This window comes from Alicyclobacillus sendaiensis NBRC 100866, assembly GCF_001552675.1.
In the GTDB taxonomy this organism is placed as follows: domain Bacteria; phylum Bacillota; class Bacilli; order Alicyclobacillales; family Alicyclobacillaceae; genus Alicyclobacillus; species Alicyclobacillus sendaiensis.
This window is the reverse complement of sequence record NZ_BCRQ01000011.1, coordinates 38,578-50,781: the sequence shown is the minus strand read 5'-3', so window position 1 is coordinate 50,781 and position 12,204 is coordinate 38,578. Positions and strand designations below refer to the sequence as shown.

Annotated in this window: 11 protein-coding genes; 4 read left to right on the top strand and 7 right to left on the bottom strand. The window is 67.0% G+C overall.

The genetic code is table 11. The features are described 5' to 3' along the window. Positions 1 to 88 precede the first annotated feature (88 nt). The 3 genes from AS26_RS03815 (at position 89) to AS26_RS03805 (ending at position 1,835) form a co-directional block, all read left to right on the top strand. Positions 89 to 520 carry a PaaI family thioesterase gene (locus AS26_RS03815; RefSeq protein WP_062306254.1) on the top strand — a complete coding sequence of 144 codons (432 nt, stop codon included), beginning with the start codon at positions 89 to 91 and terminating at the stop codon, positions 518 to 520. Continuing rightward, entirely contained in the window at positions 517 to 1,380 is an 864-nt protein-coding gene (gene purU, locus AS26_RS03810; RefSeq protein WP_062306253.1) for a formyltetrahydrofolate deformylase, read from the top strand. Before AS26_RS03815 ends, purU begins: the two co-directional genes overlap by 4 nt. A gap of 95 nt (positions 1,381 to 1,475) precedes the next feature. Next, positions 1,476 to 1,835, top strand: coding sequence for an LSm family protein (locus AS26_RS03805; RefSeq protein WP_062306251.1), 360 nt, complete (start codon positions 1,476 to 1,478; stop codon positions 1,833 to 1,835). A gap of 79 nt (positions 1,836 to 1,914) precedes the next feature. Here the strand turns inward: AS26_RS03805 and AS26_RS03800 are convergent, their stop codons facing one another. From AS26_RS03800 to AS26_RS03785, 4 genes are read right to left on the bottom strand one after another with little or no spacing between them, the layout of a single operon-like run. Further along, entirely contained in the window at positions 1,915 to 2,673 is a 759-nt protein-coding gene (locus tag AS26_RS03800; RefSeq protein ID WP_245629595.1) for a sirohydrochlorin chelatase, read from the bottom strand. A 17-nt stretch (positions 2,674 to 2,690) separates the two neighbouring features. Then, positions 2,691 to 4,121: a uroporphyrinogen-III C-methyltransferase gene (gene cobA, locus AS26_RS03795; RefSeq protein ID WP_062306248.1), complete on the bottom strand. Its 1,431-nt coding sequence runs from the start codon at positions 4,119 to 4,121 to the stop codon at positions 2,691 to 2,693. 39 nt (positions 4,122 to 4,160) lie between these two features. After that, a complete protein-coding gene (locus tag AS26_RS03790; RefSeq protein WP_062306246.1) occupies positions 4,161 to 5,846 on the bottom strand; it encodes an NADPH-dependent assimilatory sulfite reductase hemoprotein subunit in 1,686 nt (561 codons plus the stop codon). A 12-nt stretch (positions 5,847 to 5,858) separates the two neighbouring features. Next, the gene (locus AS26_RS03785) at positions 5,859 to 6,563 is read right to left on the bottom strand and encodes a phosphoadenylyl-sulfate reductase (protein ID WP_062306245.1); all 705 of its coding nucleotides are present in this window, start codon (positions 6,561 to 6,563) and stop codon (positions 5,859 to 5,861) included. 510 nt (positions 6,564 to 7,073) lie between these two features. Between AS26_RS03785 and AS26_RS03780 the strand changes: the two genes are divergently transcribed. Then, positions 7,074 to 7,637: a precorrin-2 dehydrogenase/sirohydrochlorin ferrochelatase family protein gene (locus AS26_RS03780; protein ID WP_062306244.1), complete on the top strand. Its 564-nt coding sequence runs from the start codon at positions 7,074 to 7,076 to the stop codon at positions 7,635 to 7,637. Here the strand turns inward: AS26_RS03780 and AS26_RS03775 are convergent. From AS26_RS03775 to AS26_RS03765, 3 genes are read right to left on the bottom strand one after another with little or no spacing between them, the layout of a single operon-like run. Then, positions 7,576 to 8,808, bottom strand: a complete 1,233-nt coding sequence (locus AS26_RS03775) for a glycosyltransferase 87 family protein (protein ID WP_062306242.1) — start codon at positions 8,806 to 8,808, stop codon at positions 7,576 to 7,578. The two genes, AS26_RS03780 and AS26_RS03775, sit on opposite strands and share 62 nt — an antisense overlap. Further along, entirely contained in the window at positions 8,801 to 9,853 is a 1,053-nt protein-coding gene (locus AS26_RS03770) for a glycosyltransferase family 2 protein (RefSeq protein WP_083515971.1), read from the bottom strand. Before AS26_RS03770 ends, AS26_RS03775 begins: the two co-directional genes overlap by 8 nt. Next, positions 9,825 to 12,047: a glycosyltransferase family 39 protein gene (locus AS26_RS03765; protein WP_245629594.1), complete on the bottom strand. Its 2,223-nt coding sequence runs from the start codon at positions 12,045 to 12,047 to the stop codon at positions 9,825 to 9,827. Before AS26_RS03765 ends, AS26_RS03770 begins: the two co-directional genes overlap by 29 nt. Positions 12,048 to 12,204 lie beyond the last annotated feature (157 nt).

Sequence of the window (12,204 nt, the reverse complement as noted above, 5' to 3'; positions counted from 1 at the left end):
CCTTCTCCTGCCTGCGGTTGCCCACCGGCGGGAACGGCTGTCATAATAGAACAAGTGGTCTGACAGAGACAGATGCGGGAGGTGCACCATGGGGTTCGACTACTGTTTCGCCTGCGGAAAGGACAACCCGCACGGCCTCCACATGCACTTTGAGCGAGATGGAGACGGCGTGGTTTGCCACTTCCAGACACAGGAGCATCACATCGGCTGGCCGAATGTCCAGCACGGCGGCATCACGTGCACGCTGCTCGACGAAGCGTCCGCCTACGTGCCGTTTTTCATGGGGCTCGTGACGGTCACGGCCGAGCTCAACATCTCGTTCAAGAAGCCCGTCCACGTCGGCGAACGCCTTCGCGTCTGGGCGAAACCGACCAAGGTCTCGTCGCGGCTCTTGGTCGTGGAAGCCGCGGTGGAAAACGAGGACGGCGAGCTGAAGGCGTCGTCGACGGCCAAGATGATGGTGCTCAGCGCGGAGAAGCAAAAACAGCTTGGCTTGGAGGGGCTGGAGGCAAGAGGATGACATCTCGGGAAAATCGCGGTCGCCTGCTCATTTCGTGCCCGGACCGAATCGGCATTGTCGGCGCCATCGGGCAGTTTCTCGCCTCGTGCGGGGCCAACATCGCCGAATCTGCACAACACTCCACGGCGCCCTGGGGCGGCGACTTCTTCATGCGCGTGGAGTTCGAACTCGAAGATCTGCCCAACCGCGAGGAGGCGCTCTGCCGCGACTTTGCGAAGTTGGCCGAGGAATACCAGATGCGCTGGCGGTATCATCCCGCGCGCAAGAAAAAGCGCATGGCCATCTTCGTCTCTCGGGAACTGCACTGCCTGCAGGAGCTCTTGTGGGAATGGCAGGACGGCCTGCTCGACGCGGAGCTCAAGATGGTCATCTCGAATCACGAGGACGCGAGGCCCCTCGTGGAAAGCCTCGGTATTCCGTACCATCACATTCCCGTGTCGCCGGAGAACAAGCCGGAGGCCGAGGCGAAAGCGCTCGCCCTCATGGCCGGTCAGATCGACGTGATTGTCCTCGCGCGGTACATGCAAATTTTGAGCCCGTCGTTTCTCGAGCACTACCCGCAGCGCATCATCAACATCCATCACTCGTTCTTGCCGGCCTTCATCGGGCGGAATCCGTACCAGCGGGCGTATCAGCGCGGGGTGAAGCTCATCGGCGCGACGGCCCACTACGTGACCGAGGAACTCGACGAGGGCCCGATTATTGAACAGGACGTAATGCGGGTGGATCACCGGTTCACGGCGCTCGACCTGCGCATCGCAGGTCGCCAGGTGGAGCGAGCCGTACTGAGCCGCGCCGTGAAGTGGCACCTGGAGGACAAAGTCATCGTGCACGGCAACAAGACCATCGTGTTCGCGTGACCGCGTGCCCACGTGGCCTCGGGGCGGCATGGGCGGCTGTCGCTTCGGCGTACGCCGTCTCGGCATACGCTGAGGCGAAAGGAGGCAGTAGGGCCATGCCACATCCGTTGTATCCCATTGCAAAGCAATACGTCGGACGGCCTGTCATCGTCTACCACGTGAACGGCCGCCGGTATCACGGTATCCTGCACAGCGTCCGCGATCACGGCATCTATCTTCTGAACGTGCGACCGATTGCCCATTCGGCGGGTCAAGCGGAAGAGCGGTTTTCGACGCTCAACGAGGCGCAAAGCGGGGACATCGAGACGGTGTACGCCCCCGTCGCCTACTTCGCGTTCGGCGCGCTGACCGGCCTCACGCTGGGGACAGCGCTCGGCGCGACCATAGCCCGACCGTATCCGTATTACGGCTACGGGTATGGCTACGGTTACGGCTATCCCGGATACTGGTGGTGAACCCATGGGGCTGTCCCCATCCCCGCCGTCTGAGAGGGTATGGGTCAGCCCCTTTCGCGTGCGGATGGGCAAGGCCACTTCACGCCAAGGTGCCGACGCCGACGTCGTGGCCATCCGCCGCGCGCCGCACCCGCTCGGCCACGAGCGCTACGAGCCGCGGATCTCGCCCAAGCGGCTCGGCCACCTGAAACGAGATGTCCCTCGCACCACGCCACCGGTTCACGCGCTCCGGAAGCCCCTCCGTGAGAAGCCCTGGAAACCACAGGTACGGCACCACGACGATGTGCCGGCAGCCCCTGCGCCACAGTTCCTCGAGCGCGTCTTCCAGCTTGCGGCCCGTGCCGGCCAGGTAGCCGTGGACCAGCGGTGCGCCCATGCGGCTCCCGATCTTCGCCGCCACTTCCGCAAACGCGCGCTGCGCGCCCTCGTCCCGATTGCCGCGCCCCACGAGCACCACTCCCGCCCCTTCCGGCATGCGCGCGGCAATCTCCTTGGCGCGATCGACCGCGACGTCGATGAGCGCAGGTTCGTCCCCGAACGGCGGGCTCCAGGTGATGTCAAGCCGCCCCACCCGCTCCTCCGCGCGCGCCACCGCCTCTGGCAGATCCACCTGCATGTGCCCCGCCGAAAAGAGAAAGAGCGGCACCCCGTGCACCCGCCGCACGCCCGCGCGAGAAAGGGCCACGAGCGCCTCTGTCACATCCGGCCGGTCGATCTCGACGAACGCGCGCGCGACGCCATGCTCCGAAAGCCCCGCACGCTTCACGACATCGTCCACGAACTGGTGCCACAGATGCATGCCGCGTTCAAGCCGCGTCCCGTGGCCGACGAAGAGCATCGTTGCGCCTCCCCGCTTCATGCGCCGTACGCCGCCTCGGCGGCCGCGAGGCCGAACGCATCGGCCCGGCGCAGCGCATCACCGCCGAGCCCCACCTCGACGGCGAGCGGGCGCACCAGGGCGGGATCGCCAAGCGCCCATCGCTCGGCCGGGCCGTCGGCGAGCCACTCGGCGACGACATCGCGCCACGCCCGCAAACACGGGCGCCAGCGCTCCGGCACGGCCGGTGCGAGCCGCGGCTCCAGGAGGTGGAGCGAGCGCACGTCGGCGCCGCTCGCCGCGCAGGCCGCCTCCGCGTCTGCATCGCGGCCTCCGCTCTGCGCTTCCACGAACCACACCTCCACGGGCAGCCGCGCCATCTCGCCGAGCGAGCGGGCATCCGGCACCAATCCGCGCTCTCGCACAGCCTGCGCGACGTAGCCGTCGACAACGGCGAGCTTGACGTGTCCGAGCCGGCGCAGATCCAACCCCGCGCGCTGCACGGCGCAGTACCACGCCTCGACGCCGAGCGCCGTGCGGAGCGCAAAGCCCACGGACCTGCCCTGCGCCGCCATGGACACCGCGGCCTCCATCTCGGCCACGCGCACCGCCCGCGCCCGATCCCACGTGCAGGCCATCACCTCGGCCCCTTCGGCCTCGAGCTGCGTCGCGTGGGCGAGCGCTTCGCGCATGGAGGAGGCAAAGATCAGGTGGCGCTCCCCGAAGCGCGGCAGGGATTCGAACCACGCGCCGAGCGAGGCGTCGGCCGCCACGTGGCCGATGATGATCACGGCGGGCGAGCCAATCTCCCGCCGCTTGGCCTCGGCGGCCAGCGTGGCGAGCGTCGCGCGGACCGAGCGCTGCTTGGCGCGAGAGCCCCACTCGACCATCGCGGCCGGCGTGTCGGGCGAGACGCCCCGCGCCGCGAGCTCTTCTGCGATCCGCGGCCATTCGGCGACGCCCATGAGCAGGACGAGCGTCTCCGCCCCCGCGAGGGCGTCGAGATGGGTTTGAAGCCCGTCGCCCGCGTGCCCCGTGGCGACGGCGAACGAGCGGCTCACGCCCCTTAGCGTCACGGGAATGCCCGCGAAGGCAGGCACGGCCACGGCCGACGTGACGCCCGGCACCAGTTCGAACGGCACGCCCGCCGCGCGCAAGGCGGCCGCCTCCTCGGCGCCGCGGCCAAACACGAGCGGATCGCCGCCCTTCAGGCGGACGACGAGGGCGTGATCGCGCGCCAAATCCACGAGCATCGCCTCGATGTCTCGCTGCCTGAGCGCGTGGCAGCCCGGCGCCTTGCCGGCGTACAAAAGGGCGGCGTCCGGTTTGGCGTGCATGACGAGGCGCGGCGAGACGAGCCTGTCGTAGACCACCACATCCGCCTGTTCCACGAGCGCTCGGGCGCGCTCGGTTAAAAGCCCCGGATGGCCGGGGCCGGCGCCGACAAGCGCCACGCGGCCGTAGGCCATGTGCATCGCCTCCCTGTTTCTCTTCGGTGCGCGGCGGTGTTAGGACGAGACCGGGACGGCCTGGTTCAGCCGCTCGATCCCGACGCGCTGGCAGAAGTCGCCGAACCGCTCGCCGGGCAGCCGCTCGTCGCGGTACAGCTCGAGCAGCGGGCGGAGGGTCGGGACGAGATCGTCAAACGGCACCATTTCGCGGAAGCGCGTGTTCAGGCGCGTGCCTTCGACGTTGGCGCCGAGGAAGATGTCGTACTTGCCGATGACGCGGCCGACGAAGCCAATCTCCGCGATGTACGGCCGCGCGCAGCCGTTGGCGCAGCCGGTCATGCGCACGGTGATGGGCTCATCCGCGAGGCCGAGCTCCGCGAGAAGGGCTTCGAGGCGCTCGACGACCTTCGGGAACACGCGCTCGGATTCCGCGATGGCGAGCCCGCAGGTCGGCATGGCCGGGCAGGCCATCGACCGAAGCTTCACGGGCGAGTACGCGTCCGGCAGGCGAATGCCTCGGGCGGCGAGTTCCGCCTCGAGGGCGTCGGCGTCCTGCGGGGCGAGATCGGCCAGGATCAGGTTTTGCTGTGTCGTCAGGCGCACGGTCGGGCGGTACTTGGCGATGACATCCCGAAGCGCCGATTTGAGCGGAAACCCGGGCCTGTCGGCGATGCGCCCGTTCTCGATGTACAGCCCGAGGTGCACCTTGTCGCCGTCCTCGATGCGGCCGAGGTGATCGTCCGACGAGCGCCAGACGAGTTCGCGCGGCGGGGCGAGCTTTCTCCCCAGGCGCCGCTCCGCCTCCTCGCGGAACCAGTCGACGCCGCGCGATTCGACGAGGTACTTCATCCGCGCAAACTTGCGGTTCTCGCGGTTGCCGTGATCGCGCTGGATGGTGATGATGGCCTTCACCACGTCGACGAGATCGCCCGGCGCGACGAAGGCGAACGGTTTGGCGAGGGCGGGATGGGTCTCCTTGTCGCTCGCGGTGCGGCCCATGCCGCCGCCGATGACAAGCGTGTACCCGGCCACGGCGTCGCCGTCTCGGTGCGCCACGATGCCGATGTCGTTCGAATACACGTCCGAGCAGTTGTCGCCCTCGTACGCGAAGCCAATCTTGAACTTGCGCGGCAGATACATCTCGCCGTACAGGGTCTCGCGCTCGCGGTCCAGCTCCGGGTCCACCCGCTCGCCGTCGAGCCAGATCTCGTGGTACGCGTTCGTCTTGGCGCTCGTCTCGTCCACGAGCCGGAGCAGATCCCGGCGAACCGCCTCCTCAAACGGGCCCTGGTGCGGATGCGCGCAGCCGACGGTGTTCCGCACCTGGTCCCCACAGCCGCCGAGCGTCGTGATGAGCGCCTCGTTGATCCGGCGAATGGTGGACTTGAGATCCCGCTTCAGCACGCCGTGCAGCTGGAACGTCTGCCGCGTGGTGATGCGCATGGTGCCGTTGCCGTACTCGTCGGCCAAGCGGTCGAACACGAGGTATTGATCCGCGTTCAGGACGCCGCCCGGGATGCGCGCGCGGATCATCATGATGTAATGACGTTCCTTGCCCTGCTTGACGAGTTCCCGGCGCAGGTCGCGATCGTCCTGCTGATAGGTGCCGTGGAACTTGAGCACCTGTACGGCCTCTTCGGTGAAGTGGGAGGCGTCGTTCTGCAGCTCCTCCTGAAGCGGCCCGCGCAGGAAGCGGCTGTTCTTCTTGATGATCTCGACCTTGGACAGCTTCTCCTCCGACACGCTCGCACCCCCTCACGAATCGGCGTGCAGACCGCACTCGGTCTTGTCGAAGCCGGCCCAGCGGCCGCTCCGCGGGTCTTCGCCCGGTTTCACGGGACGCGTGCAGTGCAGGCAACCAATCGACGGATAGTTGCGATCGTGCAAGGGATTGTAGGGGACGCCCCGCTCGACGATGTAGTTCCACACGTCTTTCTGCGTCCAGCGCACGAGCGGGTTGACCTTGACGATGTGGAACTTGGCGTCCCATTCGAAGACCTTGGCGTTGCGCCGCGTCGGCGCCTGCTCGCGCCGGATGCCGGTGATCCAGCCGTCGTAACCCGCGAGAAAATCGGCGAGGGGTTCGACCTTGCGAATCTTGCAGCACAGGTTCGGATCGCGGCTCCAGAGTGCGTCGCCGTACTGCGCGGCCTGTTCCTCGAGCGTCAGCTTCGGGAGCACTTGGTGCAGATTCGGAATCCCGTACTTCTCGACGGCCCGCTGAATCAGTTCGTAGGTCTCGGGAAAGAGCACGTTCGTATCCAGATAGAACACGTCGGCCTCGCGATCGATGGACATGAGCATGTCGAGGATGACCATGTCCTCGGCGCCGAACGAGCACGCAAACGTGATGTTGGGCACCCTGCTCAGCGCCTCGCGCAAGATGTCCTCCGGTCGCGCCTCTTCATAGGCCGCGGCCAGTTCGTCGATCCACGCCGCCTGTTCCAGGGTCACAGCCATGGATATTCACCCCAAAATCCAATTGGTTTTTACGACATTCCACCGTACCTCCACGTTAATCGCGTTGAACCAGAATGTCAATCGGATTTTGGGGTGATTGGGCGGCGGGTTGAACGGGTCTGTCGATCCGGCGACATCGAGCGTGGAGAACCTGCATAGACGCCCGGATGCCCGTTTGGTACGATGGCAGTGAACGGATCTTCGCACCTGATGGATACACGACTCGTGGCGCGCATCGATGAGAACGCGAATGAGGGATGAGGCAGATGGCGAAGCACACGCCCAACCCGCGAGGCGGGTGAACCGATGAAAAGGACCGTCACGGCCAAGGGGAACCACCACGATCTCATTCGCGAAATCGCGACCCGCGCGTTTCTGCAGTATGACGATGCCATGAGGAGATTGTCGAAGAATTGACGATGGCCTATCTCCAGCCAGATGAGCGTCGGATCATCCACGAGATGGCCATCAGCCGCTACGGCGGCGTGGCTGAAGGATGGTGAGCATCGGTTGGACCTCGTCCCCCGTCCTGGACAACCGCGACCTTCTGCCGCAGACCGCATCCCCATCTGGCTAAAGCCTCGCGGCATGCCGTGCGCCGTCGTGGGCGGAGGGGGCGTGGGCGCGAGGCGCGCTGGTCGCCTGGCCGCAGCCAGCGCACGGGTCACCATCATCAGCCCCGCGCTTTGCCCCGAGGCCGAGCGCCTCGTGCAGATGGGCCTCGCAACCTGGATCCCCCGCACCTACCAACCGGGCGATCTCGCCGGTTTCACTCTCGTCATCGCGGCGACCAACGATGCGGCGGTCAACGCGAAGGTGCGCGAGGAGGCGCAAGCTCGCGGCATCTGGTGCAATCGGGCGGATGACGCCGCGGATAGCGATCTCGACTTTGCCAGCGTCGTCCAGCTCGGCGCGATTTCGCTGTCCATCGCAACCGGCGGGGCCCATCCGGGCCTCGCCAAGCGCCTGCGCGAAGCGCTGGAACACGACCTCGCGACAGGCGGGAATTCGTTCATTCGATTGCTTCGGGAGCAGGCCGCACCGTCCGCCGACGTCGAACCTCCCGCACCATGATGACCTCCATGGCCCCGTACGCGGCGAGGTTCAGGTAGACCATCCACGCGTCCTGCTGTGCGTTCACCGCGCCAAAGCACACCACCCACAGGTTCCAGAACGCGCTGAACGCGACGGCCGCGGCCACGGCGCGCCACCGCTTGTCGAGGGCGCCGAGCCAGGCCATGAGCGCCACCGCGAGCACCACGTACCGCTCGTGCATCTCGGTCGCCAGCATGAAAAACGAGAAGCTGACGAAGCCGGCGGCAATCAACAGCCTCACGGGAAGCGCCCGGCGGGATCGCGCCAGATAGGCGAGGGCCGCGAGGCAGGCCGCGGTGAGGAGCAAAAGCCCCACGTCCTTGTAGCTGAGGCCCAAGAGCGCCGTGGAGCGGTCCGAGATGTACGGCGACGCGTCCAACAAGTCAAACCAGATGTTCATGGCGTTCATGCTGAGGTACGGATACTCGCTGGTGGTGCCGATGTACGCGGAGCGAATCATGGGCCACAGCCCGCCGCCCGCAAGCGGAAGGACAGAGAGCGCGAGCGGCATCAGAGCGCCGAGCGCCATCGCGGCCACACGCCGCACGCGGTTTGGCACGAAAAGCGCGGCGCCCACGAGGACCGGCAGCACGACGATGGTCTCGAACTTCGCCGCGAGCCCGAGGCCGAAGGCGACGCCCGCGAGAAGCGGCCGCCTCGCGACCAGCCACACGGCGACCAGCGCGAGCGTCGCGTCGAGGACGTCCACCTGCCCCCAGACTGCGGTGTCGAAGATGAGGACCGGGTTCAGGCAGTACGTGGCGATGGCCCACCGCCGCTTGTCCTCGCTAAGCCCCCTCGACAGGCGCCAGATGAGGGGCATGAACGCCGCGTACAGGATGACCCCAGGCAGCTTGGCCCACAACGTCCCCGGGCGCACGTTCAGGTGCCCGGCCGACGCAAGCCGCGCGTAGACGTCGAGCACGTACAAGTACAAGGGCGGGTAGTCGATCCCGCCCTCCTCGTACGCGCGCGACAAGCCCCACGCGCGCACCTCCTCGGCCCAGCGGAGAAAGATGGCCTGATCCGCCACGTAGCCGCGCGTGGTGGCGGCAAGCAGCAACTGAATGGCGAGCGACGCCAAGGCGCACGCGAGAAACCACGCCCACCCTGGCCATCTGCCGAGCCTGCGCAAAGGCGACTCACTCACGAGGCGACGCCTCCCCACGGGGGCCGACGGCGCGATCGACCAGGTAAAGCGGCCGGCCCCGCACCTCGTCGAGGACGGTGCCAAGGTAGAGCCCCAAGAGCCCAACCGCCGCGAGGACGGCGCCGGTACAGGCCAAAAGGGCCGAGAGCGCGAGCCCCAGGAGATCGAGGACGTCGCCGTGGACGGCCGTGAGCGCCGCAAACGCCGCCATTGCCGCGAAGCCGAGCACCACGCCCACCGCGCCGGCGTAGAGCGGCCAACGGAGTGGGAGCGTGGAGAAAGACGTCACGGCATCCATGGCGAGGCGCATCATGCGGCGGAGGGGGTACTTCGACTCTCCGGCAAGGCGCGGCTGGCGGATGTACTGCACCTCGGCCTGCCGGAAGCCCATCCAGGCCACGAGCCCCCGCACAAACCGGTGGTGTTCGGGCAGTGCCCTGAGCACGTCGCACACCCTCCGGTCCATGAGGCGAAAGTCGCCCACGTCCACAGGGATTTCGACCTCGGTCAAGCGATTGAGCACGCGATAAAAGGCGGCCGCGGTGGCGCGCTTGAACCACGTCTCCCCAACGCGCATCGCGCGCCGCGCGAAGACGACGTCGTACCCCTCGCGCCACTTCGCGACGAGCTCTGGGATGACCTCCGGCGGATCCTGCAGATCCGCGTCGATCACGACGACGGCGTCGCCATGCGCGGCGTCGATCCCCGCCGTGATGGCCAGCTGATGGCCGAAATTGCGCGAGAAGTGCAGCACGCGCACGCGCGGATCGGCGTCCGCCAGCCGATCCAGAAGTTGAGGCGACCCATCCTGGCTGCCGTCGTCGACGTACAGGATCTCCCACGAGAGCGGAATCGCGTCGAGGACGCCGGTCAGCCGCTCGTGCGTCGCGAGGATCACGTCCTCCTCGTTGAACACCGGGACCACCACGGAGAGGAGGCCGCCTCGCGGCCTCGGCCCCTTGCGGTCCCACTCGCGCGGGTGCGCGAGGGCGCTCCGCTCAGCCCGGACGAGCCACTCACGACTGGGTCTGGCCTGTGTAGACATACAGTTCAAGCCCTCCCGTACCGCCAAATCCGCCAAAGCCACCGAACCCCTCCCGCTGGTTCGACGTGCTTTGCGACACGCCGCCCCACACGCTCGCCGGAACGAGCTTGCAGTGCTTTTCGATCCACGCCACGAGCTGGCTGTTGCCGCGGCCGCCGAATCCCCCGCCGTCGATGAGGAAGTACTTGACCTTACCCTCCTCGCACAGCTTGGCGAGCTTCGACACCGTCATGGCCGCGTCCGATCCCGAGAAACCGCCCATGGCCATGACTGGCAGCCCCGTCGCGATGATGATGGGCTCGGCCGGCTGTGCATTCAGCGTGGCCACCAGGAACGAGCCCTTCGACGGCTCGTAATGCGCCACGAGGTACCGGATGAGCTTCTCATACTGCGCGACGTTGTCGTTTTCGTTCGTGCGGCCTCGTGCACCCATGCCGCCCATGGACGATCCGGCAGGGCCCGCCGCAGGCATCGTGCCGTTGACGCCGTAGAGCGCGGGCGTGAGCGACCAGTATCCTGGCACGGCGAGGAGCGCCAACAGGCCTACCACCGCGCCTGCGCGACGCAAGCGCCCGGACACGCGCGGCAGAAGGACGAGCGCCGCGGCGATCACGGCGAGCCCAGCCGTCACCGCGATGAGGGCGTCGCGCACGGTCGGGTAGCTCCGGACCATCAGGCACTCGTAGACGAGATCGAGCAGGACCACGCCGACGAGATACCACTTGAAGCGGCCGCCCTCGCGAAAATCGCGCCACATGGTGGTGAGGCCAGCGCCCACGAGCGCCGCGATGGCGGGCGCCAGGGTGATGAGGTAGTACTGGTGGAAAAAGCCCGCGATGCTGAAGAACGCGCCGACGGGGATGAGCCACGCGGTCCAGAAGACGGCCGCTCGCTCGCGCTCGGTGAGCTCCCGCCGCCGCTTCCAGCGCACGTTGCGGAAAAGCGGCACGAGCGACAGGCAGGCGATGGGCAACAGCCAGCCGATCTGCGGCCCAAGCTGCGCCTGGAAGAGGCGCAGGACCCCGCGCGTGCCGGTGTCAAACATGCCACCGCCGCCAAAGCCGCCGCGGTTGAATCCGCCGCCGAAGCGACCGCCAAAGCCACCCGTGCCAAAGGCGCGCCGGAACTCGCCGCTGCCAAACGGGAACGACGGTGAGCCGCCTGGACCTGCGCCGGGGAAGCCGCGGGTGGAACCGGAGCCCGCGCCTCCTGAACTTGCGCCGGGACCGAAGCCGCCCGAGCCGCCCGTCCCCGCACCGGGACCGAAGCCGCCCGAGCCGCCGGATCCTGCGGCGCCGGGAAATCCGGCGGATCCGCCGCCGAAGTGGCGGGCGAATTCGCCTGCGCCGGGGAAGCGGCCGAACTCCATCCGAAAGTTCCGCCCGCCCACGCTCATGTTGCCCGTCAACCGGTTGACGCCGTTGTAGCCGAAGATGAGCGTGAACTCGTTGTTGTCCGAGGTGCTGCCCACGTACGGCCGCTCGCTCGCCGGCATGAGCTGCACCGCGGTGGCCCAGCTGAACGAGATGGCGCCTAACACGACGGTCATGGCACCGAGATAGGCGAGCTTCTTGCGCCACGGAAGTTTGGACGCGACAAAGTAGCCCACGTAGATGGCGGGCAGGATGAGATAGGCCTCCATCATCTTCGTGTTGAACGCGAGCCCCTCGAAGATGGCGACGCCCATCAAGTGGCGAAGCTTGTGGGTCTCGATGGCGCGGAACAAGAACCAGGTGGCGACGAGCATCAGAAAGACAAGCAGCCCGTCCACCTGGTTGGTGCGGCTCACGGCCACGGCGATGGGCGTCAGGGCCATCACCGCCGCCGCGATGAGCCCCGCGACCTTGCCGAAGTGGCGCTTGACGAGCGCAAACATCAAGAGGACCGAACCGACGTCCGCGAGCGCCTGAGGCAAGATCAGCGCATAACCGTGAAAGCCAAGGACGTACGCGAACGCGGCCTGGATCCAGAAATCGAACGGCGGTTTGTCAATCGTGATGAAGCCGCCGGGATCGAACGAGGCAAAGAAGAAGTTGTGCCAGCTCTCAAGCATGCTGCGCACGGCGGCCGCGTAGTACTCGTTGGCGTAACCCTCCTTGTTGAGCGCGTACAGATTGAGGAACAACGCTGCGGCCGCGATCGCCGCGAGCACGCCCTTGTCCCAAGTCCATCGGCGCCTGGTCTCCAATGTCACTCCACTCCCCATCTGTCCCACGTGTGGTTGCGGGCCCATCATGCGGGAACAAGCTGAAGTGCGTTTGAGCACAAGCTGAAAGGTTCCTGAGGATGGGGTGGGTCGCGCGGGTTGGGCGGAGTTTCAGCGTGGGTTCAGGTGCTCTTCAGGCTCGCGA

Excerpts from the sequence above, each read along its gene's own strand:
- AS26_RS03815 (WP_062306254.1), top strand. The coding sequence starts at position 89 with ATGGGGTTCGACTACTGTTTCGCCTGCGGAAAGGACAACCCGCACGGC.
- purU (WP_062306253.1), top strand. The coding sequence starts at position 517 with ATGACATCTCGGGAAAATCGCGGTCGCCTGCTCATTTCGTGCCCGGAC.
- AS26_RS03805 (WP_062306251.1), top strand. The coding sequence starts at position 1,476 with ATGCCACATCCGTTGTATCCCATTGCAAAGCAATACGTCGGACGGCCT.
- AS26_RS03800 (WP_245629595.1), bottom strand. The coding sequence starts at position 2,673 with ATGCTCTTCGTCGGCCACGGGACGCGGCTTGAACGCGGCATGCATCTG.
- cobA (WP_062306248.1), bottom strand. The coding sequence starts at position 4,121 with ATGGCCTACGGCCGCGTGGCGCTTGTCGGCGCCGGCCCCGGCCATCCG.
- AS26_RS03785 (WP_062306245.1), bottom strand. The coding sequence starts at position 6,563 with ATGGCTGTGACCCTGGAACAGGCGGCGTGGATCGACGAACTGGCCGCG.
- AS26_RS03770 (WP_083515971.1), bottom strand. The coding sequence starts at position 9,853 with ATGTCTACACAGGCCAGACCCAGTCGTGAGTGGCTCGTCCGGGCTGAG.